Below are 25,033 nucleotides of genomic sequence, written 5' to 3' on the forward strand. Positions count from 1 at the left end.
AATAACAACCGATTAACAGCAAGTAGGGAGCTGGATTAAAAATTGGTATTTATTGGCACAAAGCAGCGATTTCGGCTGATTATTATATCGCCATTGCGATGTCGGCCACGGATTACTTTACCGGCGGAGGATTTTGCTTTTACCGTAAAAGGAAACAGGAACAAGAATTATTTGTAACAAAGCAATAATTTTGTGCTTTTGCCGTTTTTAGAACCCGCCCCGCATGGAAAAAGTGAGCCGACTCCTGTATTATCCTGCCCTTAAATTTCCCGCTGTCGGCAAAGCCGGCAGCAGATGTACTTACTCAGTTAAATGTGCTCGCGCTGGCCTATTGTATAACGCCAGGCAGACTAAGGAACTCATCATGACCAATACCAAAAAGCCAACAAGTACTACTTTGTTGGAGCAGGCTCACACCCATATGCCTTTGGGGGTTGCCGACAGTTACCGTTATTGGGGTGAAGACAATACCGTTTTTGTTAAAAGCATGAAGGGCTGTCAGATCACCGATAGCGATGATCAGGTTTTTGTCGATTTTCGCCTGGCCTATGGCCCTATTATTCTCGGCTACCGGGACAATCGTGTTGATGAGCAAGTGATCCGTACCATTACCGAACGCGGCACTATTTCTGGATTTTCCACCGATCTCGACAGCGATGTTGTCAGCCTGATCAAAAGCCTGTGCCCGAATATTGAAAAAATGCGCTTTGCCAATTCCGGTACCGAAGCGGTTATCGGCGCGGTGCGTACCGCCCGTGGTTTTACCGGCCGCAATAAAGTAGTAGTGGTTGAAGGTGGTTTCCACGGTTTATATGATGAAATGATGTGGAAATCCGATGTTGATAACTGGGACAGTGCCATTGAGGACAAGCCGGAGATCATTCCTTTTGGCGCCGGTATTCCCGAAAGTACCCGTGAGCACCAGGAAAGTGTGCCGCTAAACGACTTTGCTGCCATCGATGATGTGTTTGCCCGTCTTGGCGATGATATTGCCGCGATTGTTATTGAGCCTATCATGGGGAATTGCGGCAGCATCGCCGCGACCCAGGAATATATGCAAAAGCTGCGTGATATTTGTGACCAACACGGCGCCATGCTGATCATGGATGAAGTGAAAACCGGTTTCCGCGTTGCCAAAGGCGGGGTACAGGAGCTTTACGGCATCAAGGCCGACTTGACTACCTATGCCAAGGCCATGGGTAACGGTTACCCGGTAGCGGCTTTTGGCGGACGTAGCGATGTGATGGACAAGATCAGCTTTGATAAAGACGGCGTAACTCACGGCGGTACCTACACCGCCAATATGATCGCTTTAAGCGCCGCCAAGGCAACCTTAACGGTATTAAGTGAAACCGATGCCCTGGAAACCATCAATAAAGTCGGCGCCGATATCCAGCAGGTATTGTCCCGCGTATTTGACAAGTTTGGCATTGAACACAGGTTTGCCGGGCCGGATTCTATGTTTGGCGTACATTTTGGCAATGAAGTGCCGCAAAATTACCGTGACTGGAAAAAAACCGACAGTGAGCTTTACACCAAGTTTGCCTTTAACCTGATTGCCAACGGTGTGATGTTAGAGCCTGACTCACGTGAACCCTGGTTTATTTGTGAAGCCCACAAAGACATGGATTTAAACTGGTTGGAAGACGTGGCGAATAAGGCCATGGAAAAAGCCCTGAACGACTAATCCCCGTTAATTCACATCCGACGGTACGCAGTCTGCGTGCCGTCTTTTTTTCTGCGGTTATTGCCATTTTTTACCGGCTTGTTATTAGCCTTTTATTGTTCATGCTTAACAGCAAAGTTGCTGTGAGCAGGTTTGTGCTGCGGGCAGGTCTGAGTATTTATTGGTGCGGATAAAATTCAGGGAGATATCGTTAGATATCTCCCTGAAATAAAAGAAGGGCAGGTATTGGTCAGCTGTTTATCGGACGTTTATAAAGCAGCCGGCTGCAATTTTTTCGTTGTGACTTTGCGGCGGGCAAGAATACCGCCCAGGCCTAATAGCAGCAGTAACAGAGTTTCCGGCTCAGGTACATCAACCGGGGTATCGCCGTTGATGGATACTAAACCTTCAATAATATCGTTGGCGCATGACATGGCCCAGCGGAAGGCGATTTGATTGGCGGTGGCCAGTGCGGTGCCGGCAACATCAAATTCGAAACTGATCAGGTTATAGCTGATGCCGTTCATGCTGTAGACATTTTCTGTGGTATTCCAATAACTCCAGCCACTATGGATGTTATCGTAAGCATTACCGCCGGATCTGGTGGCGCTATTGAGGGAGACGGTTTGATCGTGTCTGGCACTGTTATGTTTTTCGCTGGAGGTGGTCAGATCATTTTGATCAAAACCTGATACTAACCGGCCATAACCTTGGGTCTCATCACGGTCTGTCCAGTGCTTATTCCTGTTCTTTTTGTAATCATAAATGGTATAGGCATAATTCCAGTCGGTGCCGGTATTGCTGGTGTTGCTGTCGGAGTACCTGTCGTTTGGCGCCGGGTTCCAGGGATTGGCATTGGGATCTGAAGGGTCTGCCGACATAAAAAGATCGCCCATCTGATAATTATCGTTGCCTGAAAAGGCGGTATAAATACCAACACTCATGGTGGTGCCGGTACGGCTGACGACCATTTGGTCAATATCAAACTGGGATTCTTCCCCATAGACGTCATTGCCGTAACCGGCGCCGACATAATTATCCATGATGCTGGTTGCCGGAATATCGGCGGCAACCGCGACAACACTGCTAAATGTAATGGATAATGCCGTTATCCACTTGGTTATTTTTTTCATTGTCCACCCCTACTAAACTGCTACGCCCTTCATTGACGTACTTATGGTCATCAATGCATGAAAATTTGCGCTTGAACTTGGGTTAAAATGAGCCGTTGTCAAAAAAGCATGCACTTAGGCTGAATTATACAAAAAATAGACCAAAATTGGAAACTTAAATCTTTACCGGGTTTTAGCCGGATTTTTGTATAAACTAAGTAAAAAGTATCATTGATTTGTAAAAGAAATAGACAGGTAAATAACGGTAAGATCACAAATTGGTTTCAACAGCCAGGTGTCAACCGGGATAAGTTATTTCACTTAACCGGTAAAATATTTTACCATAGTGCTAACTTGTCGCTTTTTCATGTTGTCTTTATTGATGCAAGAACTTTCACCTATGGCTAAACGCCAGTTAAAAAGAATTCATCCTATATTTCTAACACTTATCCTCGGCTGCTTTGCCAGTAGCAAAGTGTTGGCGTTTACTTTTCAGGAAGCGAATCAGGCCTATGAAGATGCCTTGCGCAGTTTTGCCCAATCGGACTTAAAGGCGGCAGTCCTTTTTTTAAAAAACTCGTTAAAAAACAATCCCACTCATCTGCCGTCGAAGATACTGATGGCAGAGGTATTAATTGCCCAGGGGGACGGTGCGGGGGCCGAAATCGAATTAACCTATGCCCTTAAAAATGGCGCTGATGAAAAGCGCATTTTACCTTTGCTGCTTGAAGCCCAGCTGCTGCAAAAAAAATATGAGCAGGTGGTGGCCAGCAATTTCCCCCCCGGCAGTAATGCCCGGTTAAAAAGCCAAATTACCATGCTTAAGGGGCGGGCGTTTGTTGCACAAAAAAAATATGTCAGGGCAGAGCAGATTTTCCGCCAGTCATTGACTTATAACGCGAATAATGTGCTGGCAATCTTAGGGCGGGCGCAGGTTGCCTTGTTACGTGAAAACCTTAAGCAGGCGCGCACTTATACCGAGCAGGCATTGGCAAAAGATCCCACCAATAGCAATGGCCTGCTAATGTTGGCGAATATTGAACAAATGCAGGGCAACAAAGAAGCTGCTCTGATAAAAGTGAATGAAATTATTGCCCTTAACCGGGAGAATTTTCCTGCGTTATTGATGCGTGCCGGTTTGTTTATTGATAAAGGCCAGTATCAGGCGGCGTTGCTTGATGTGACTGTGATACTCAACCAGATCCCTAACGAACCCCGGGCGAACTACCTTAAAGCCATCACCAATATTGCCTTAGGCAATGAGGCCGAATCCGAAGCCACCATCAAGCACCTTAAGACGGTATTAACCGGGGTGCCGGATGAAGTGATGCAGGAAAATCCGGTTTATTATTATCTGGCCGGGGTGATAAGCTTCGGGCAGGGGGAGTATTTGCAGGCCCAGGATGCCCTGCGTAAATATTTTGATATCAATAAAGAAGACACCCGGGCGTTAAAGCTGTTAGCCAAAACCGAGTTCAGGTTAAATGAACCTTTTGCCGCCAAAAGTTACCTGGTTAAGGCACGGTTAATTAACCCGGATGATATCGAAACCTGGAGTTTGCTTGGCCGCGCCTATATGGCAACTGAGGCACCGGAAAAAGCGGAGAAGTATTTTCTTGATGTTATTCGGGCCTTGCCTCGGGAAAGCGGTGTACGGCTAGATATCGCCAGATTATATCTGAGCACGGGACAGACAGATAAGGCGATTGCGTCTCTGCAACAGGCGGAAGAACTGGCAAACGAGCAAACCGACAAGGGCGATTTATATTTGTTATTCACCCGGGCCTACCAGGATAATAACCAGATAGACATGGCGCTCACCTCGGTGGAAAAGGTCATAGCCCTGCGCGGACAAGACAGCTTTTTATATCAGTTAAAAGGCAGCTTGCTCGGCCTCGGCGGCGAGCATGAAAAGGCCCGCTTAGCCTTTGAACAGGCGTTAACCTTTGACGCCGGTAATTACCAGGCGGTGCTGCACCTTGCCCGTATGGAGATGCTCTCGGGCAATATTAAGCAGTCAAATAAACGGCTTCAGCAGTACATAGAGCAAAATGCTCCCAACACCTCGCTAATGCTGGAGCTGGGGCAAAATTATTTACGCCTTAACGAGCCGGCAAATGCCTTAACCTGGTTTGAAAAGGCTTATGCCCAGGACAGGGGTAACAACAAAGCCTTGATCCAGTTGGTTAACTACCACAGCAAGCTTAATGATATCCCACAGGCCCTGACACTGGTGGAAGACTACCTGGACCGGTTCAATAAAGATGGCGAAATCCTGTTAATCGCCGCAGATCTTTATTTAAAAGACAAGCAAAACGATAAGGCACTGCAGGCCCACCAACTGGCGGTGAAACACAGTGAAGAAAAAGCCGGTGCCTTACTGGCCCTGGCGAAAACCCAACTGTTGTTTGGCGAGGATGATAATGCCATCACTTCATTGGAAAAAGCCCTTGTCAGGGACGAGCGCTTCAGCCAAGCCTATTTGCAACTGATTGATATCTATAATACCCGCCAAGACTTCGATAATGCCATGCGCACTATTGTCCAGTTGGAAAAAGTGCTGCCGGGACGCCAGTTGACCACAGTATTAAAAGGAGATACTTATCGTCTCAATAATCAATATGCCCGGGCGGTTTCAGCCTATCAGGCTGCATTGAAAATAAAACCGTCACAACAGGCGACCCTGGGATTGTACCGGGTATACCAGGCAAAAGAGCAGCACCAGCAAGCGGTCAATTTATTAGAAGCAAGGATCAACAGCTATCCGGACGACCTGCTCAGCGCTGTTGCCCTGGCGGACAGTTATAAGGCCCTGGGGGAGCTGGAAAAAGCCGCAGACTTTTATGAATCTTTGATCAAACGCTTCCCGAATGCACCGGTACTCTTTAATAATGCCGCCGCCATTTATTTGGTATTGGAGCGTTTTGATAAAGCAGCTGAATATGCCGAGGCTGCCTATGCCCGCTTGCCGGATAATGTTGCCATTATTGACACCAAGGCCTGGGTTGAAACCTTGCGGGGCAATTATCAACAGGCGCTGCCATTGTATCGCCAGGCGCTGGCGCTTGATGTTGATAATATGGAAGTGCTGTACCACCTGGCCTATACCTTGAGTAAAATGGGGCGCAGCGATGAAGCGGTCAAATATCTGCAAGATGTGCTTGCCAATGGACAAGCCTATGCCGGTAAAAAAGAGGCGGAAGCACTTTTGAAAAGCTTGCAGCCTTAATATTAACAGGTCACGGGGATAGTCCTGCGTGGCCTTTTCTTAGCAAAGAAGTTCCCGCCACTTGCTAAAATGAGGGGTTTTCTTGCGCCAGATCAACTTTTTCCCGGGCGATTTTCGCTATGATGCACTCAAGCGGTTATGATTTCATCGGTTATCGAATGAAATCTTCTTGATAAATAAGGCAGCACCATGAATACTGAGCAGCAGTTAACCCGTCAAAGTGAAAAAAACTTCACCGTACAATCCATGCCGTTACTTGATAGTGCTGATGACGGTAAGTTGCTGAACATCATGAAAAAAATTGTAGTAAAAGACTCTCTTCGCCAGGGTGAAACCCTGATCTATACTTCATAACCTTTTATCCTGCAGGTTTTATTGTTAATTTCCTCCGGCTCTTTTTCGGGAGCCTCCCGGGTAAAGCTTTTTATCCTCCCTGTGAATTAGAAATGCCGTTGATTTTCTAATTAATGTTAAATATTCCTTGAACACCGGTTAATTTTTGTATTTTTCTTAGTACAATATTCGGTTCATGCCGACTTTATTTATTTAGAAAAACGGATCAGGGTTTTCATCATGCGTGTGCTGGCAATAAAAATAACAAAAATTATTCTTTTACTCTTCTTGACGGTATATTGCCTGATTTGGTTGTTATCGCCGATGATCAGCCGGTATGTTATTGCCGATATACTGGCACCGCACAAGCTGGTGTTATCGGAGAAAAGCAGCATACGCTACAATCCGTTTCTGTCTAAGCTGAGCATTAATGCATTAAGCCTGTATCAGGAGGCTAACCGGGAGAAAGCGCTATTTCGCCTGGACAGTTTAGTGGTTCGCATTCGCCTGTATCAGCTCTTGTTTGACCGCATTCATATCAATGAATTTAACCTCGACGGCTTGTTTATCGATATCAAGCAAAGTGAAAATAAGCTTGAAGTAGCCGGATTTACCTTACCCCAGGCAAGTGAAAAGCCGGCCGAAAATGTTGAACAAGGGCAGGAACCAACACAGGATTTCCCTTATACCCTTGTACTGCCTGCACTTAAGCTTAATAACTCCTCCCTGGTATTTAATTTGCCCCAGGGACAGCATGAGTTTGCCATAGACAGTTTGGTTATCTCTGATGTTGAAGCCACAGCCAGTCGGCAGGACTTTTCTGCCTCCCTTACCAGTACGCTGGATCAGGCACCTTTTGCCCTGGCAGTGGATGCAAGCATTGCTAAGCAATCGGATGCCACCCGTGCAGAGACTCTTGCCAAAATAAGCGCAGATATCGGACTTGAAGGTTTTGATTTAACCCGGCTGGCGGCATTTATACCTGAGGAGTTTTCCCTGCATTCGGGCTTGTTGAGTTACCGCACAAAACTGCAATTGCTCAGCAATAAAGAAAACCGGCTGCAACTTGATTTTAAAGACATGGCCCTGGATATTGCCGAGCTGCATCTTGAGCAGGCACAAACCCATGCCACCTTGCTGGAAAAAACGCTGGAAACGAAAGCGCTGAGCCTGCAATTGGCTTTAGACGATAGTGAGAACCCGCTAACCTTGCTTAACGGCGATGCCGGGGTGATATTCACGGATGCCAAGCTTTATCACCAGCAAGAGCAGGCGCAGCTGATGGCCTTTGAAAGTCTGAAGCTGGCTAATATTTTACTCTCTATCACAGACAACAAGCCAGAAGTGAAACTTGATGAAGTCTTGTTGACCGGGGCAAGTTTTTCGGATGTTACCGACAATGAGCTGCCACCGATTGCCAGGATCAGTTCTTTTGCGGTGCAGGACATCAAGGCTTCAGCTCTTGGCGTCAGCATCAACAAGGTGAGTTTGGGCAATTTTGATTTGGATGTTTCCCTTGATAAAGACAAGCAAGTGGAAAACCTGGTGCAGCTTGGCAGCGAGCAGGCAAATCAGGATATCCCGGTGCAGGGCGGGCAAGTACAGGAAAATACTGAAACAAGCAAAGACACTACGGCGCCGGAACAACAGTTTTCCCTGGTGCTCAATGAATTTGCCCTGCAAGAAGACAGCCATATCCGTTTTAGCGACCACAGCGTCACCCCGGTATATAAACGGGATTTTATCATCAGTACCTTAAGTGCCGGCCCGGTGAATAATCAGCAGCCAGAAACAAAAACGGCCTTTGCCTTAAAGGGTAAAAGTAATGAATATGCCAAGTTTGATTTATCCGGTTATGCCAAGCCCTTTTTAGCCGAGCCGGTTTATGCCGTCAGCGGCGGTTTTAAAGAAATCAGCCTGCCGGGAATTTCTGCATATATTAAAGATGCCCTGCAGCATGAATTACAAAGCGGCCAACTGGACTTGGCGCTGGAGCTGAACTTAACCGGTGAGGAAATCGACGGCCATACCGATATCCTGCTACGCGGGGTAGAGCTGACCTCGGCCGACGATCACCAGGTAGACAGTTTAAAAGACCGAACCGCCATCCCATTTAATGTCGCTCTGGGTATGCTTAAAGACAGCGACGGCAATGTTGAGCTGGATATCCCCTTATCCGGCAATATCAGCGACCCATCTTTTGGTTTTTCCGGCTTTTTAACCCTATTGACCAAACAGGCGGTGATGTCGGCGACCAAAGAGTACCTGATGACCACTTTTGTGCCTTATGCCAATGTGGTGTCCATTACCCTGTCTGCCGGGGAGTATCTGTTAAAAGTCCGCTTTAACGACTTGCTGTTATCTCCCGGCGTCAGTGAGTTTGCCCAGGACAATATCGCCTTTTTAAATGAGTTTTCCGCCCTGATGAAGGACAAGCCTGATACCCAGGTCACATTGTGCGCCGTCGCCACCGCACAGGACATCGGCTTGCCCGTGGGCACACAAGAGCTGACCGAGGTTGAGATTAAATCGTTAAATGACCTGTCATTAAAACGCCTAAATCACTTTAAAAGTTATATGGTGGAGCAGGAGCAAATAGACTCCAGCCGCTTATTGTTGTGCAATCCGCAAGTGGATTTATCGGCAGAAGCACAGCCGAGGATCACCTTCGCCACCTGATTTCGGGACAGGGCTTTCACTGATGCTGGCTACCGGCAGTGAAAGCCTTAACGGGATAGCTCTCGCACTAGGCTGAGGCCAGCCAGTTGTTAAACAGTGACCAGGCAATCAGCCACATAATAATAGCAATGGCGATATCTATGCCTTGTTTGACTTTTTTCCTGCCCAATATCGGGGAAAACCTGGCGGCAAACACAGATAAGCCATAAAACCAGAAGATAGAGGCCAACATCAGCCCCAATAAATACCAGGGTTTCTCAGCCGCGGTGAACTGGCTGCCGACACTGCCCAGGATCACTACAGTATCAAGATACACATGGGGGTTGAGCAGGGTCACCGCCAGCGTGGTCAGGATCACTCCTTTAAACGACTGAATATCTGAGCCTGCCTGGTTTGTCGTGCTGCTGGCCTGGATTGCGGCTTTTAACGATAAAGCTCCGTAGCCGAGTAAAAACAAGATGCCGCCCCAGCTGATCAGGGTAAATAAAGTATCATTGGCGCCTATCAGCTCTGAGCCGCCAAAGACACCGAGCATAAACAAGCTGATATCGCAGATAATGCAGATGGTGGCGGCGACCAGGTGATGGTTACGTTTAATCCCCTGGTTGATAATAAAAGAATTTTGCGCGCCAATGGGAATTATCATGCTGGCACCCAGGCCAAGCCCCTGGATAAAAGGTAATATCGTCATCTTGATGTGTCCTGTTTATATGCTGGTGTTTTTCTTTGGGGATTAATCTCCCTTTTTATTTCCCCATCCTCCCTGTTTTTCAGTAGCGAGTGTAATAAACATTAAGGCATAAATAAAATTAATGATTTTAATGTATCATTAGTAAAACTTATGATGAGTTTGGTTAAGTTACCTGAAGTTATTAAGGGGAAAGTGTGGCGAGGTTTGATTATAAATTGCTTTATGCCCTGCATACCGTGATGCAGGAGCAAAGTTTTGAAGGGGCGGCACTCAAGCTGCATATTTCACAATCTGCGGTATCACAACGTATTAAAGCATTGGAAGAATATGTGGCCCAGCCGGTGATTATCCGCGGGCAACCTATTATTGCTACCGCCACCGGGCAGAAGCTATTGCGTCATTATCGCCAGGTACAGCAGTTGGAAAGCGTGCTTAATGATGACTTGCTGCTGGATGAAAGCGAGCAGCTGGTGAATATTTCGGTGGCGGTAAATGCCGACAGCCTGGCGACCTGGTTCATCAGTGCAATTGCTTCCTTGTTGCAATCGCGCTCGATTGCCCTGAACTTACTGATCCTGGATGAAACTCGGACCACGGAAAAACTGCAGTCGGGAGAGGCCTGTGCGGCTATCAGTTCGAATGCCCGGATATTACCCGGTTATCAGGCATTTGAATTGGGCAAGGTGAAATATCTGCTGGTGGCAAGTCCGGCATTTAAGCAAAGGTACTTTGCTGACGGTATCAATGCCGCTAGTTTGCAATTTGCCCCCGGGGTCTCATTTGATGCCAAAGACAATATGCATACCCGGTTTATTGAACAACACTTTGAGCTGAGTGCCAACAGCTATCCCCGCCATACCGTACCCTCTTCGGAGGCCTTTGTCGAACTGGCCCGCCAGGGCGCTGCTTATTGCCTGATCCCCGAATTGCAAATTAAACAGGAGTTGGCCAGTGGCGACCTGGTTAACCTGCTGCCGGATAAGGCTCATATTGAAACCCTTTACTGGCATACCTGGGGTTTGGCCGGCGGCATATACCGGCAACTGGCGGATGTGATCCAAACACGGGGTAGAGAAATGCTCAATGAAAAATCTGTTGAAGTCTAAATGATTAACACCGGACAGGGGCGAACTTAGTTTGTCTTGTAATTAATTTATTTTTCCTTTACCCGCTGAAAAAAACGGAAATAGCCGAGAGTTTGCCGCTTTATCTGGCATATTCTGCGGCTTTTTTTATCCCGGCTAAAAAAGGAGCCATTTTACGATGACTTGATAATTCGAACTCAAATGGTTATTATGGCGTTAATTGAACGTTCAATTAATAACTAAGGCCTGATATCGAAATTCAATCACAACGCAGACTCGAGCTGATAAATGCTACTTTAGAGTCCGTTGCCCTTCATGGTTTGCAAAACAGCACTATCATCACCATCAGTAAGTTAGCAGGTATGTCTTCCGGCATTATCAGCCACTATTTTGGCGGTAAGCAGGGCCTGATTGAAGCCACCATTAAACATTTGCTTGAGCAGTTAAAGCAGGCCCTGCTCGAAGGCACGCGCAATAAAAACTTAACCGCCACCGAGCGTTTATTTAAAATTGTTGAAGCCAACTTTACCCAACTGCAACGCACCGCATCTGTTTATCAAACCTGGCTTTGTTTTTGGGCCCGGGCGATGCACGATCCGGCATTGGCCCGGCTGCAGCACATCAACAGCGCCCGCTTGTACAGCAATCTACGTTATTCCTTTGCCCAGCTGCTGCCAAAAGAGCAAGCCACCATAGCCGCAAAACAGACGGCGGCGATGATCGATGGTTTTTGGTTGCGCAGCGCTTTGAGTCCAGAGCCGACCGAAGCATTCTCCCAGTCGGAGCATTTATGCAAATGTTTCATTGAAAACCTATTACAGCAGCACGGAGACAATTAATGTCGCTACCGACGTATCAAAATTTTATTCATGGCCAATATCAGGCCAATTCCAGCGGTGAAACCTTTGCTGTGACCAACCCCGCCACCGGGGAAGCGATTTATCATGTTGAAGTTGCCGATGAAAAAATACAGCAGGCGGCAATTAACAGTGCCCGCGAAGGTTTTGCGGTGTGGTCGGCGAAAACGCCGATGGAGCGCAGCCGGATTTTATTAAAAGCGGTGGCATTATTACGTGAGTCTAATGACGAACTGGCGGCGATTGAAGTAGGTGATACCGGTAAGCCCTGGCAGGAAGCAAGTGTTGTTGATGTACTCTCAGGTGCAGATTCGATTGAATTTTTTGCCGGGTTAGTGCCCGGGCTGGAAGGCAACCAGCAGCAGGTAGGCGATGATTTTTATTATACCCGTAAAGAGCCGTTAGGCATTTGTGCCGGTATCGGTGCCTGGAACTATCCGCTGCAAATCGCCTGCTGGAAATCGGCACCGGCACTTGCCTGCGGTAATGTGATGATTTTCAAACCTTCGGAAGAAACGCCGTTAGGGGCGCTGAAACTGGCGGAGATCTTTGCCGAGGCGGGTTTGCCCGACGGTGTGTTTAATGTTGTGCTTGGCGATGGCAAGGTAGGTGCATGGTTGTCCCATCACGAAGACATCGCCAAAGTTTCTTTCACCGGTGAAGTCGGTACCGGTAAAAAAGTGATGGCCGCTGCCGCCGGTAATTTAAAAGAAGTCACCATGGAATTAGGCGGTAAATCCCCTTTGGTGATTTTTGACGATGCCGATGTCGATAATGCCGTATCCGCGGCCATGCTGGGTAACTTTTATACCCAGGGGGAAATCTGCACCAACGGCACCCGGGTGTTTGTGCAAAAAGCCATATACCCGGCCTTTATGGAAAAATTACTCAAACGTACCCGGGAAAATATCATTGCCGGTGACCCTATGATGGCGGAAACCAACTTCGGCGCCTTGATCAATAAAGGGCATCAGCAAAAGGTACTCGATTATATCAATATCGGTATTAAGGAAGGGGCAACCTTAGCTTGTGGCGGTAAGGCGCTTAGCCCTGAAAATAGCCCGAACGGTTATTTTGTCGCCCCGACCATTTTTACCGATTGTCATGATGACATGACCATTTGCCGTGAAGAAATTTTCGGTCCTGTGATGTCGGTGCTGTGCTTTGACGATGAAGATGAAGTCATTAAGCGCGCCAATAACACCCAATTAGGCTTAGCAGCAGGTGTCTTTACCCGGGACATCAGCCGCGCGCACAGGGTGATCCATCAATTGCAGGCGGGGATCTGCTGGATCAACAACTATGGCGCATCACCTGCAGAAATGCCGGTGGGTGGTTACAAACAGTCGGGTTTAGGCCGGGAAAACGGCCTGGCAACCCTTGACCAATATACCCAGCTTAAAGCGGTATATGTCGGTTTAACGCCTTTAGAGAGTCCTTTTTAACGTGAATATCAGTAAGCAAGAAGATTTCGATTACATTATTGTCGGCGCAGGCTCGGCAGGTTGTGTGCTGGCAAACCGTCTCAGTGAAGACAGCAACAACAAGGTATTGTTGCTGGAAACCGGTGGCAGCGATAAAAGTATTTTTATCCAGATGCCAACGGCGTTATCGATTCCCATGAATACCAAAAAGTACGCCTGGCAGTTTGAAACCCAGCCTGAGCCTTATTTAAATAACCGTCGTATGCATTGCCCGCGCGGCAAGGTGTTGGGCGGCTCGTCTTCCATTAACGGCATGGTGTATGTGCGCGGCCACGCCCGTGATTTTGACGAGTGGCAACAGGCAGGCGCCACCGGCTGGGATTACCAGCATTGCCTGCCATATTTCAAAAAAGCAGAAAGCTGGGCCTTCGGCGGCGATGATTATCGCGGCGACAGCGGGCCGTTAGGGGTGAATAACGGCAATGAAATGGCCAACCCCCTGTACAAAGCCTTTATCAATGCCGGTGTTGATGCCGGTTATATGGATACCAAAGATTTTAACGGCGCCCAGCAGGAAGGTTTCGGCCCCATGCACATGACCATCAAAGATGGTGTGCGTCATTCCACCGCCAATGCTTACCTGCGCCCGGCCATGTCTCGCAGTAACTTAACCGTGGTCACCCATGCCTTGGTACATAAGGTCTTGCTTGAAGGCAAAACCGCAACCGGCATACGCTATGAGCGCAAAGGTCAGTTGATTGAAGTTAACGCCAGGAAAGAGGTGGTATTATCCGCCGGTCCTATCGGCTCACCCCATATCCTTCAGCTTTCCGGGATAGGGTCAAAAGAAGTGCTGGAAAAAGCTGGTATCGAAACCTTGCATGACCTGCCCGGTGTCGGTGAAAACCTGCAGGATCATTTAGAGTTCTATTTCCAGTTTAAGTGCAAGCAGCCGATTTCATTAAACGGTGAGCTCGACTGGTGGAGCAAACTTAAAATCGGCGTGCGCTGGATCTTGACCAAAAAAGGCCTGGGGGCGACCAACCATTTCGAGTCTTGCGGTTTTATCCGCTCCAAGGCGGGTGTCGAATGGCCGGATTTGCAATATCACTTCCTGCCGGCGGCGATGCGTTATGACGGCAAAGAAGCATTTGCCGGCCATGGTTTCCAGGTGCATATCGGTCATAACAAGCCGAAAAGCCGCGGCGCGGTTAAGGTGGTCTCCAGCGATGCTAAGGCGCATCCGGATATTCGTTTTAATTACCTGCAGCATGAAGATGACCGCGAAGGCTTCCGCGATTGCGTGAAACTGACCCGGGAGATCATCAACCAGCCGGCGCTGGATGCGTTCCGCGGTGAAGAAATCCAGCCGGGTGTGGCAGTGCAAAGCGACGAAGAAATCGATGAATTTGTGCGTAATTTCGTCGAAAGTGCCTATCATCCGTCGTGTTCGTGTAAAATGGGCACGGATGCGCTTGCCGTGGTGGACCCACAAACTAGGGTACATGGCATTAAGGGCTTAAGAGTAGTGGACTCGTCTATTTTCCCGACGATCCCTAACGGCAATTTAAATGCCCCGACCATTATGGTGGCAGAGCGCGCCGCCGATATGATTTTACAGCGTGATTTGCTGCCAGCGGCCAATGCCCAGGTGGTGATGGACACTAACTGGCAACAACAGCAGAGACAGGGTAAAGCGGCCAGAGTAATCAAAACGCAAGAGTAAAAAATTCACTTTGCCCCGGTGATGGTTTGACAAGATCGCCATCGGGGTATTTGATATAACCGGAGCTGTTTTCAGGGTTTACATATAGCATGAAGGGGAAACCCAAAGGTGAGTTTTATCATGCGATATATAAGGTCTGACATCGTTGAGGCGGGTAAACGCGTATTAACGGGCGTAAGAATAGTTCTACCAGTGATTTAATTTAATACGGAGTAGACATGAGTAACAAAGTTTTTATCTCAAGAGTAAGTAAACCGGGGAGTGGAAAATGACAGCCTGGTTATCCGCGGGGATATTATTTACCTTTGCCGCTATTGCAGTGATCTTAATGCGTTGGGGCAATTTACGCTGTATCGGCGTAACGCCTGTACGTACTTTTACCTTTATCGCCATTTTATTTACCTCAGGCTTGGATGTCGGGTTGATCATGTTCCCGCTCACCGAATTTGCCGGTTATGCCGATTTGGCTACCAGCCCTGAATACGGTTTTACCAACCCGCTGGCGATTGAATTCGGCTTCTGGGCCTTCCTGATCTGGGGTTTTTATTTCCTGACCTGTTTCTATTTTTGTGTCATTGAACCCCGGGTAAAATTCTTTGAGATTCCTGTGGTGAAGTTCATCAACAATATCGTCATTATCGGCACCTGTGCCTTTACCGCTTACCTGCTGCTGAGCAACTTACCCTGGTATATGCCGGAAGTCGGCGACGGTGAAACCATAGTCGGTACTTTCTACCTGATAGTGTTCCTGGCCATTGCCTTTGCGGTTTATTCCAGCACCAGCTTACGTTATGTCCGTATTCTCAGCCTGGCGACCACCTGGTTATTCCTGGGCCTGATTGCCCTGATGTGGGGCGGTGCGTTTTTATCGGAAACCTCTTCCGTCGGCGAGTTTGCCAATACCGTCGCCTTGTTGGGGGATTACTTTGGCAATATCCATCAGTTTGTCTTACCGCTGAACGACTACCATGAATTCTACCTTTACTGGTGGTTTGCATGGAGTATCATGATCGGCCAGTTTACCTCGCGTTTTGTTGGCGGCCTGCGTACCTACCAGGTACTGGTGGCTATGTTGGTATTTCCGTCTATTCCGATTGCCATCTGGTTTAGCGTGCTTTATTACTACAGTGCCAACGGTTTGGAAACCGCAGGTTTCTACAACCTGGCGATGGTGATTGTGGGGATCACTTTTGTGATCAACTCGCTTGATTCCCTGATCCGCCTGTATACCGATAACCTCAACCTGACAGTTGCCCGTTTCGGCAAAGTGAAATACTTTATCGGCAACTTTGCCGCCTTATGTGTGCTGACCCTGCTGTTTAAACTGGACTTCCTGCAAATCCAGTGGGTGGGCGCCGTGGTTATCGGCTTATTCTTTGCCTGTTTCGGTTATATCCTGTGGAAGAAGTTTTCCGTGGTCAGTGGTATCGCCGCTTCACCAAAAGAAAACAAGATAGACTTCAACAAGATCGAACTGGCAAATTAAGCCGGTCTTGGGCTAAACCTGATGACATCAGGTTTCGCCAATCAGAATAATAATAAAATTCACCAATAAAAATTAATCACTAAGAAATAACGAGAACACGATGAAAAAAAGTTTGTTAGCACTAACAACTGCCGGCTTGATGGCCGTATCCGGCGCAGCCAATGCTGATTGGTCTGCTACGGTAAACCTTGCTTCTGACTACACCTTTAACGGTGTTAGCCAGACAGACAATGATCCGGCATTACAAGCGAGTCTGGACTACAGCCGCGAAAATGGTTTTTATGCCGGTACCTGGGCGTCAAATGTTGATTTTGGTGAGGATACCGATACCGAATGGGATTTTTATGTCGGTAAATACTACCAGTTAGATGAAAAATTCTCTCTTGATGCTGGTATTGCCTATTACACTTACCACGGTGCTTCTCACTCGGATGACTACAACTATCCTGAAGCCTATGCCAAGTTCGGCTATGCCTCTGACTTAGGTCAAACAGAAATGAACTTCTGGTACAGCTGGGATTACTTCGGACTGGATGTAGATCACTATATCGCTATGGTTGGTCACACTTTCACTGTAGCCGAAGGTCATGATATCCGCATCAGCTTCGATCGCTCTTTATCTGATGATGACAACAAATGGTCCTGGGACGGCAAAAACGGCTACAACCACTACCGTCTGGAATACCTGACCAGCTATAAAGGTTTTGACTTTAACCTGGCGCTGGAAGACACCAATATGGATATCGACACAGCCGATAGCCGGGTAGTGTTTTCTGTATCACGTACCTTTGGTTTATAAATAGGTTTATAAATAGTTTTATAAATAACGCGATTAAGCGATAACGGGCCAAAGCGTAAAACAGCCCGTTATAAGATAAAAATCCAGCGATTATTCGCTGGATTTTTATTTACAGGATGTAATGTATGTCATGGCTTCATGGATGAAGAGGAATGACAATTTACAGGATGTAATGTATGTCATGGCTTCATGGACGAAGAGGAATGACAATTTACAGGATGTAATGTATGTCATGGCTTCACGGACGAAGAGGAATGACAATTTACCCTGATGATGAGCTCCTTCCATGTTACACCTGCCATTGTTTTTAGTTGATTAGTTACTGCATTTGCGTGCTTTTCTTGTAAGATAAGCCGGAAACTTTAATAAAAACAATGAATCCTTTATGAAGAAATATGCTTACCTGTTCACGGCATTTTCCGCATGCGCTCTGGCATTAGCGGGCTGCGGTGATAATTCTCGTACCGATACACCGGCTGCCACGGCCGCTGACACGGAAAATCCCTATCAAAGCGGTGATGCTGCCTTTAACCTGGGCAATGTCCACCGGGACATAAAAATATTGGCGTCTGATGAATTTGGCGGTCGCGGCCCGCTATCTGAGGGGGAAACCTTAACCACCAGTTATCTGGCAAAGGCTTATCAGCAGGCTGGCCTGGCACCGGGGGCAGGGGAGAGTTATTTGCAACAGGTGCCGATGGCAAAACTGACGCCGAGCCAGGATATGGTCTTGCAGCTGGGGGATTTGCAATTTTCCGCAGGTAAAGACTTTACTGCCCGCACCAAGCAGATCAAACCCCGGATAAATTTAAAGGACTCGGAGCTGGTGTTTGTCGGTTACGGCATCAATGCCCCCGAATACCAGTGGAATGACTATGCCGGTGTTGATGTCAAAGGCAAAACTGTGGTGATGTTGGTCAATGATCCCGGTTTTGCCACTCAGGATGACAGCCTCTTTACCGGCAATGCCATGACCTATTACGGCCGCTGGACCTATAAATATGAAGAAGCCGCCCGTCAGGGGGCCAGTGCCGTGTTTATCGTTCATGAAACCGATGCCGCCGGCTACCCCTGGGGGGTCGTGGAAAACTCGAATACAGGCAGTAAATTTACCCTGGTGGATGATAATAATAACAGCGAAATGTTACCTGTCATGGGCTGGCTGCAACTGGCGGCGACCGAGCAGTTATTTGCCGGGGCCGGCATGGATTACCGGGCCTTAAAAGCCAAAGCAAAAGTGCGCGGTTTCAAACCTGTCCCCTTAGCGCTAAAGGCCAATTTAACCTTAAACAGTAAAATCGAGCAGGCGGCCTCGGATAATGTCGTGGCGCTTTTACCCGGCACTGAGCTGGCGGATGAATATATAGTGATCAGCGCTCACTGGGATCACCTGGGTATCAAGCAAACACCAAATGGCCCTAAAATTCATAACGGTGCAGTGGATAATGCCTCCGGCACCGCGGCCACTTTGGAACTGGCGCGTACCTTAATGGCGCGTTCAAAAGTCTCTCCGTTTAAACGCTCCTTGCTGTTTGTTAATTTTACCGCCGAAGAAACCGGTTTGATCGGCTCTGAGTTATTTGCCGCAGGCGGCCTCTACCCGAGTGAACAACTGGTCGCTGTGCTCAATATTGATGGCATGAACCCGTCAGACAGTGTTGATTATATCCTGCAATACGGGCAAGGCATGTCTGAGATGGAGCACTATCTGAGCGAGGCGGCCAAGGCGCAGGGGCGCAAGGTGAAAATGGATCCCAGACCACAAAACGGTTTGTTTTTCCGCTCGGATCATTTCTCCCTGGCCAAAGAAGGAGTACCTGGTTTGCTCTTTATGAGTTTGGGGGATACCGACCCGGATTACATCAGTCATAAATACCATAAAGAAGCCGATGATTATTCACCTGATTGGTCCTTGGGCGGAGTGGAGCAGGATATGGCATTATTGCAAGCCATCGCCTTAAAACTGGCCAATAGCGATCACTGGCCGAAGTGGCTGGCGGACTCTGATTTTAAGAAGCGCCGGGCGCTTGATGGCCGTTAGTGCTTTGAGCCGTTGAAATAAAGTCTGGCTGCACCCGGTACGGATCTTTTCAGTATATGAATAACAGACGTACCGGGTTTTTTATAGCTAGTTTGAAGTTAACTCCCGTCTTTCTATGGTGTTATTGAGTACCTCCTGGCGGGTAAAGAGCAGCGGCCGCAGCGCGGTAAAGTCGGAATAATAACGGGTTTGATCGTCCATATGGAGCGACTCGCTGTCGGAGGATTGTGACAAGGTCAACAGGCCGCGGGCAGTAGGGCCCGAGTCGGTAAAACTGACCACAAACATCCAGCTGGAGCCGTAGTTGATATGATAGCCCTGTTCGCTTAATCCTGACTCCGCCGTTTGCCCGGTTTCTACATCCAGTACCCGGGGATATTGATGAACCGGGTAGAGGGTGTCATTACCCTCGAGCGGAGAAAATACATTAAAGCCCCCTTCAGAATGGGTACTGCCGGCCCAGGGGAAACGCAGGCCGCTGGCGTGAGCCCCTTCACTGTCAATGATGGTTTTTTCACTAAACTGTATACTGCCCAGGGTGGCATTATAGTCCAGGCCGGATTGGTTTATATTGGCCACTGCTGCGGCAAAAGCCTGTAATACACTGGGATCGCTTGCCAGGGTATTAGGGGTGTTTAAAGGGTCGCTGACATCAAATGGCTGGCTAAAATGCTGCTCCTGGTCAAATTTAAAGGCAAACTCTTTAAAAATATGACCGGACTGGCTGTCCTGCGCCATCACGCCACTGAAGTTCGATAAGGCATTACAGGCCGCTTCGATATTAACTTCCAGGCCATTGTCCAGGGTGACAGGTTCGCTGCCTTGGGCCTGACACTGGTTTCTTAAATCACTTAATACCTGCTCTGCCAAATAGCCCCGGTTGCTGAGCAGGGCGCTTTCGACTTCGTCGGCGCTAAACAAACCGTCTTCTCCGGCGCTGTCGCTTAATAAGGTTAAGCCCATGCGGGTTCTTAACGACAGCGGTACAAGATCATCGCCGTAAAGAATGGAATATCCGGACATGGGCTCGTTTAAGTTGCTGGCCCAGTAACTGTCGTTGGAGTTTTGCACATAATCGGCGCGTAATAATTTCGGCGCCTGTTGGTAGCTGTTTAACCCCTCGGGTTCAAACAGGCTGGTATTGCCGGGTAAAATATCAAAATCGAGGGCATCCCGGGTGGCGACCAGTTGCGGATCGGTGCGCATCAGGGCCAGGGCGTCATCGCCTAAATTCAATACCCGGGTTTTGTCGATATAAAAGGCGTTGCCGGTATCGTCGGCGTACATGGTATTGACCCAGGGAATACCGTCATAGTCTTGGTAGGCCTGTTGAAACTGGGCTAAATTGCCGGCTAAATTGATGGCCAGCCAGTGATCGATTAAATCGGTATTTTCTTCGGCGGCATCTCTTAAGGTGAAGGCGCTGGACTCGGACCAGGGCAATAAATTCATTTCCGGCGGGGTCTCGACCATTAAACCGTGGTGACTATAGTAATAGTCCTTGGCCAGGGTGATGGTCTCTTCGCCGCTTTTTACTTCTATCTGGAAAGTTTGTTTGCTGATCTCCCGGTTTTCTTCATCAAACTGGTATTGCAGCGGGTTGTCCCCGCTCAGGCTTAACTGGTACAGGACAAATCGCCTCGATTTAGAGACGGTGTGAGTCCAGGCGATATGCTGGTTAAAGCCGATATTGATGACCCCCGGCAGCCCCTGCAGACTAGCGCCCATCACATCCAGTACCCCGGGGATGGTGAGATGCGATTGCCAGAACCTTAAATGACCGGTATAGGGAAAATGCGGATTAGCCAGTACTAAGCCCCGGCCGTTTTCGGTGTAATCTTTGCCCAGGCCCCAGCCGTTGGAGCCGAGATTGTTATGCTGCTGGTTTGGCGGGGTAAAGTTGTTGGCCTGATGACGGATGTTTTGCCGCAAAGCAGTAATGAAGCTGGTGCTATTTTTAGTCCTGTGCTGTGCTTTGGCGAGGTTTTTATTATCAGCGATATAGGGCTGGAAACTATCGCCGTCATTTGGACTGGCAAAAAAAGCCAGCTCCATAAATTCCTCGCCGCTGGCCAGTTGTGAAGTAGCAAAAATATAGGCGGTTAATTCTTGTGGGGTAATAGGCTTAACCCAGCTTTGCCGGGCGCAGGCGGGATCCAGGTTATCTACGCCGGTTTCTTCCAGGTAGCGGTTATAACCTGAGGTATAACCTTCAAGCAGGGCCCGGGAATTTTCACTTAAAGCGGGGTAATGTTCGTTTGCCGAGGCCATTACTTTCAGTGCCAGGTAGCTAAAGTCTGAAATCAGGTGGGCGGAGTCGCCGGAATTTTCAACCTCGTCCGGACCAAAGTATTTGGCCCTTTCGCTGCGTACTTTGATGATCTGATCGGCTAAAATGCAGATATTGTCCCGGGCATAGGCAAACCCCGAGCCATAGCCCAAGCTTTGCAGGTTATCGGCACTAATATGGGGCACACCATAATCTGTCCAGCGGATTTCGGCGCTGAGTTCTCCGTCAGGGGCAAAGGCGATTAAGGGTTTTTCTGAATCGGTATTATCATCACCGCCACAGCCGCCGAGCAGCAGGGCAAATGACATTGCCAATAGGGCTTTATTGGTAGTATCCACAACATATCCTTGTTTTTTATTTTAAAAGAAAAAGTTAACTTTATAGACTAGGACTATACCTTCACTTTGAAAGTGATGTAATAGAAAACTGTGTAGGAGAAGGTAAGACAAGGTTAAAAAATGTTTAACCTTGTCAGATACTGTTTATTAAGGTGAGACAAGGGAGAGCCGGGGGAGTTACTTTTTCTTGAGCCTGTGTTTTAATTCCGATTCCAGTTCATAGGGATAAATCACCAGGCCTTCTTCTGCTTGGTTGGGAAACACCACTATCGCCAGTTCATCTTCTTCCAGTCCCGGACTCCAGTGGCTGAGCCATTTGTCCAGGGTGATGGCTTGTGCCTGACAATCTTGCCATTCATTGGTAGCCCAGCTTTGGGCAAATTCCTGATTGGGCCAGACGGGAACACAGTCTTCCTCTTCAGAGTTTAACATTACACAGCCATGTTCATCGGTGAGGATCCAAAGTTCCCGGTTGGCGATTGCCTGCTTGAGTAAATAGTTAAAGCGCTGCTGCTCATCATATTGCTCTATGGCGTTCATTTCTTGCTCGGTTAAGGGGGTAGACATGGTGATTCTCCGAAATAGGGATGGCTTGGCATAAAGCAAAGGGGCATTTTAGCCTTAAGCCGTTACTTTGTCATGGTTTTGTCATGTCCGGATTTACCCCGGATGTTTGTACTGTGAGTTTGCAGCTGTCCCCGGCCTTTAAGCAATGCTAAAAGGCCGGTTATTTTATTTGCTCAAGGTTTACGGGCTTGTTTTTAAAGACAGAGCCACGGCCTGGTTGAGATAGCGGCGCAAGGGTAAATAACAGGCGCAGCAGGAAATCACAGTAATTAACCCGAAAGTTGCTACCAATAATGGTAATAACTGCCAATTGATATAAGGGGTTAAAGACTCGCTAAAAGCGAGCACTAAGAGCAATAAGCCGATGAGACCGGTTAGTATCCCCAATATGACTGAAACAGCATTGTCTTTGAAGATCAGCCAAATAATATTTCTTCGTTTAGCACCTACGGCTAAGCGGGTGCCGATTTCAAGGCGGCGCATTTGTGTGCCGAAACTGATAATGCCATAGAGTCCTATAGCGGCTAACAGCAAGGTGAGCAGGGATAATGCCCCCGAGGTGACGGCCGTGGTGTATTGGCTAAAGAGCCGGGACTGGCGCCGTTCATTTAAGGTGCTCAGGCTAAAGAGTTTAAATCGGCTATTGACCTGGCCGAGTACCGACACCAGTTGTTCCCGTGTTAACGCCTGGCCCGGCAGGTGTTTTATCAGCATCATATTTCTCCCTTGCGACGTTGGATAATAAAAGCGCGGCGGGATGTTGTTTTTCCCCGGTAGTCTGATGCCCTTGACGACCCCGATGATGGCGTTGCCGTTTAAGGTTAATCCCAGGGCACTGGCTCCCGGGGCTAATTGTCTGGCGAAGACATCATTAACTATGATGACGTCATTGTCGTCTTTAATGTCGGCGGGGCTGAAATCATTGCCTTCGATCAAGGGCTGATTGATCAGGCTAAAGTATTTATGGTCTATGTCTTTTGCCTTGACGGAATAGCGTTCATTGCTGATGTTGGCGGTTAATGCCCGGGTGGTAAAGGCCATGGGGGCAAGGGCCTGGCTGACGGCCTCGACCTGGGGTAAGGCCAGGAGCTGGCGGCGTACTGCCTGTAGTTGGTTTGCCCGCTCTGCTTCTTTATCGGTGGAGGGCAGTGCCAGTACCATAAAGGTGATATTGTCGGTGTCAAAGCCGCCGTCCTGGTTAATGGTATCCAGAGATTTTTTAAATAATACCAGGCATGCCAGCACTAGGCTGGTCACTATAGTGATCTGGATAATAATCAAGGCGTTGCGTATTTTTCCGGGTACCTGTACGCCGTTGCCTTTGCCGCTGGTGTGCAAACAGGTATTTAATTGCCGGTAATTGAGCATGTGCGCACTGACCCGGGCAAAGAACAAGGCCAGGCCGATACTCAGCAGCAGGGCCGAGCCCAGGGTGAAGGCATTGATTGCCAGTTCATCTACCCGGGGGAAAACGTGATTAAGCGTCTGCTGTAAAAGGGCGAAGCCGAATGTCGCGACCACAAGGGCGAGCACCATGGCCATCAGCATTAACAGACCGGTTTGTATCAATAAAACGGCAAATAGCTGGCTTTTTGAAGCGCCGATGGCGGCGTGAATGGCCAGGTTATGCTGCTGCTCGGCGGTGCGGGAAATGAATAAATTGGTGATGTTAGTGATGGCGATAAGGACCAGCGCGATAAGCCCCGCCAGCAATAAATAAATGCTTTGCTCGCTGCCGCCCAGGATCACAGTTTTCAGTGAGTGCAGTTTGATCTTGATGCCCCAGCCGTTAAAAAAGGCATATCCGGCGACATTTTCCTGCCAGTTATTATTAATCAGGCCGGTCAGGGCCTGACCTACCTGTTCGGGATTTTTGCCGGCGGGTAATTTCGCCAGCACGTTTAGCAGGTCGTCGTCATTGCCCCATTTCTTTCGTTCGGCTTCACTGATGGAATTAAAATCCCAGGGAAGAAAGACCTGGCTTTTCATGCCGGTATCTAGCAATTCCGGCTCCTGAAAATCTTGGCTTAATACCCCGATAATGCGGTAGCTGGTGCCGGAAAAAGTCACTTTTTGCTCGAGAATATCGGGAGATAGAGAAAACTCCTTTTGCCAGGTGTCATAGCTCAGCACGGCTACCGGGTGGTATTGATTCACGGCTTCTGTTTGTTCAAAGCCCCGGCCAAGTGCCATCCTGGCATCGAGCAAGTTGAACCATTCGGGTGTGACATAGGCTTGTGACAGGGTCGGGTGCTTTGGGCTGGAGATCAGCACATCGGCATCATAATAAATAAGCGCCGCCAGGCTAAAGGCCTGCTGCGTGCGGTAAAAATGCATCAGGTTAGGGTAGGTAAAGGCCCGGCCGTCAACCTTACCGTCTTTATCGATAAGCTGATGCTCCAGGGTATAGAGCTGTTCCTGCTGCGGGTAGGGCAGGGGTTTGAGGAGCATGACATAAGCCAGGGTTAAGACCGTTAACAGTGCGCCTAAGGTGAGCCCTAAGGTAGTGATAATACCCGATACAAAGGCGGGCTTGCTTTGTAAACTGCCCCAGGCCTGTTTTACCAGGTAGGGAAATTGATGTATCAGTAGCTGGCTTGCCTGACGGAAGTTATTCAATAGCTTTTCCTCTGAAAGACTTGTTTGCTTTATTTTTTGCTGTTTTTGATAGTAAATCCGGCAGCAGCCCCCGGATATTAGGGGGCTGCTA

The 25,033-nt window shown here is 48.4% G+C and carries 16 protein-coding genes; 11 read left to right on the forward strand and 5 right to left on the reverse strand.

Going from position 1 to position 25,033, the window contains the following annotated elements; genetic code table 11:
• The first annotated feature begins 364 nt into the window (after positions 1-364).
• Positions 365-1,687 carry an aspartate aminotransferase family protein gene (locus QL234_RS05105; RefSeq protein ID WP_281556753.1) on the forward strand — a complete coding sequence of 441 codons (1,323 nt, stop codon included), beginning with the start codon at positions 365-367 and terminating at the stop codon, positions 1,685-1,687.
• A gap of 248 nt (positions 1,688-1,935) precedes the next feature.
• Here QL234_RS05105 and QL234_RS05110 read toward each other — a convergent pair whose 3' ends face one another.
• Entirely contained in the window at positions 1,936-2,799 is an 864-nt protein-coding gene (locus QL234_RS05110; protein ID WP_281556754.1) for a PEP-CTERM sorting domain-containing protein, read from the reverse strand.
• A gap of 361 nt (positions 2,800-3,160) precedes the next feature.
• Here QL234_RS05110 and prsT point away from each other — a divergent pair, with 361 nt between their 5' ends.
• From prsT to QL234_RS05125, 3 genes are all read left to right on the forward strand, one after another.
• Positions 3,161-6,007, forward strand: coding sequence for an XrtA/PEP-CTERM system TPR-repeat protein PrsT (prsT, locus tag QL234_RS05115; protein WP_281556755.1), 2,847 nt, complete (start codon positions 3,161-3,163; stop codon positions 6,005-6,007).
• Between the two features lie 189 nt (positions 6,008-6,196).
• Positions 6,197-6,361 carry a hypothetical protein gene (locus tag QL234_RS05120; protein ID WP_160298215.1) on the forward strand — a complete coding sequence of 55 codons (165 nt, stop codon included), beginning with the start codon at positions 6,197-6,199 and terminating at the stop codon, positions 6,359-6,361.
• Positions 6,362-6,580: 219 nt separating this feature from the next.
• Positions 6,581-9,019: a DUF748 domain-containing protein gene (locus tag QL234_RS05125; protein WP_281556756.1), complete on the forward strand. Its 2,439-nt coding sequence runs from the start codon at positions 6,581-6,583 to the stop codon at positions 9,017-9,019.
• Positions 9,020-9,086: 67 nt separating this feature from the next.
• Here QL234_RS05125 and QL234_RS05130 read toward each other — a convergent pair whose 3' ends face one another.
• On the reverse strand, positions 9,087-9,710 hold the full coding sequence (locus tag QL234_RS05130) for a LysE/ArgO family amino acid transporter (protein WP_281556757.1): 624 nt from the start codon (positions 9,708-9,710) through the stop codon (positions 9,087-9,089).
• Between the two features lie 194 nt (positions 9,711-9,904).
• Between QL234_RS05130 and QL234_RS05135 the strand changes: the two genes are divergently transcribed.
• The 7 genes from QL234_RS05135 to QL234_RS05165 all read left to right on the forward strand — a co-directional run bounded on the left by QL234_RS05135 (position 9,905) and on the right by QL234_RS05165 (position 19,128).
• Positions 9,905-10,816 (forward strand): LysR family transcriptional regulator ArgP, encoded by a 912-nt coding sequence (locus tag QL234_RS05135; RefSeq protein WP_281556758.1) that lies wholly within the window; start codon positions 9,905-9,907, stop codon positions 10,814-10,816.
• Between the two features lie 236 nt (positions 10,817-11,052).
• Positions 11,053-11,634: a transcriptional regulator BetI gene (gene betI, locus QL234_RS05140; protein WP_281556956.1), complete on the forward strand. Its 582-nt coding sequence runs from the start codon at positions 11,053-11,055 to the stop codon at positions 11,632-11,634.
• Entirely contained in the window at positions 11,634-13,097 is a 1,464-nt protein-coding gene (betB, locus tag QL234_RS05145) for a betaine-aldehyde dehydrogenase (RefSeq protein WP_281556759.1), read from the forward strand. Before betI ends, betB begins: the two co-directional genes overlap by 1 nt.
• 7 nt (positions 13,098-13,104) lie before the next feature.
• Positions 13,105-14,802: a choline dehydrogenase gene (gene betA / locus QL234_RS05150; RefSeq protein ID WP_281556957.1), complete on the forward strand. Its 1,698-nt coding sequence runs from the start codon at positions 13,105-13,107 to the stop codon at positions 14,800-14,802.
• 268 nt (positions 14,803-15,070) lie between these two features.
• Positions 15,071-16,288: a BCCT family transporter gene (locus QL234_RS05155; RefSeq protein WP_281556760.1), complete on the forward strand. Its 1,218-nt coding sequence runs from the start codon at positions 15,071-15,073 to the stop codon at positions 16,286-16,288.
• A gap of 100 nt (positions 16,289-16,388) precedes the next feature.
• A complete protein-coding gene (locus QL234_RS05160; RefSeq protein WP_281556761.1) occupies positions 16,389-17,087 on the forward strand; it encodes a TorF family putative porin in 699 nt (232 codons plus the stop codon).
• 385 nt (positions 17,088-17,472) lie between these two features.
• Positions 17,473-19,128 (forward strand): M28 family metallopeptidase, encoded by a 1,656-nt coding sequence (locus tag QL234_RS05165; RefSeq protein ID WP_281556762.1) that lies wholly within the window; start codon positions 17,473-17,475, stop codon positions 19,126-19,128.
• Between the two features lie 87 nt (positions 19,129-19,215).
• Here QL234_RS05165 and QL234_RS05170 read toward each other — a convergent pair whose 3' ends face one another.
• The 3 genes from QL234_RS05170 to QL234_RS05180 all read right to left on the reverse strand — a co-directional run bounded on the left by QL234_RS05170 (position 19,216) and on the right by QL234_RS05180 (position 24,942).
• Positions 19,216-21,756, reverse strand: a complete 2,541-nt coding sequence (locus tag QL234_RS05170) for a penicillin acylase family protein (protein ID WP_281556763.1) — start codon at positions 21,754-21,756, stop codon at positions 19,216-19,218.
• A 177-nt stretch (positions 21,757-21,933) separates the two neighbouring features.
• Positions 21,934-22,323 (reverse strand): DUF2750 domain-containing protein, encoded by a 390-nt coding sequence (locus QL234_RS05175; RefSeq protein ID WP_281556764.1) that lies wholly within the window; start codon positions 22,321-22,323, stop codon positions 21,934-21,936.
• Positions 22,324-22,503: 180 nt separating this feature from the next.
• Positions 22,504-24,942, reverse strand: a complete 2,439-nt coding sequence (locus QL234_RS05180; protein WP_281556765.1) for an ABC transporter permease — start codon at positions 24,940-24,942, stop codon at positions 22,504-22,506.
• Positions 24,943-25,033 lie beyond the last annotated feature (91 nt).

Source organism: Thalassomonas sp. RHCl1 (assembly GCF_947387555.1).
GTDB lineage: Bacteria > Pseudomonadota > Gammaproteobacteria > Enterobacterales > Alteromonadaceae > Thalassomonas.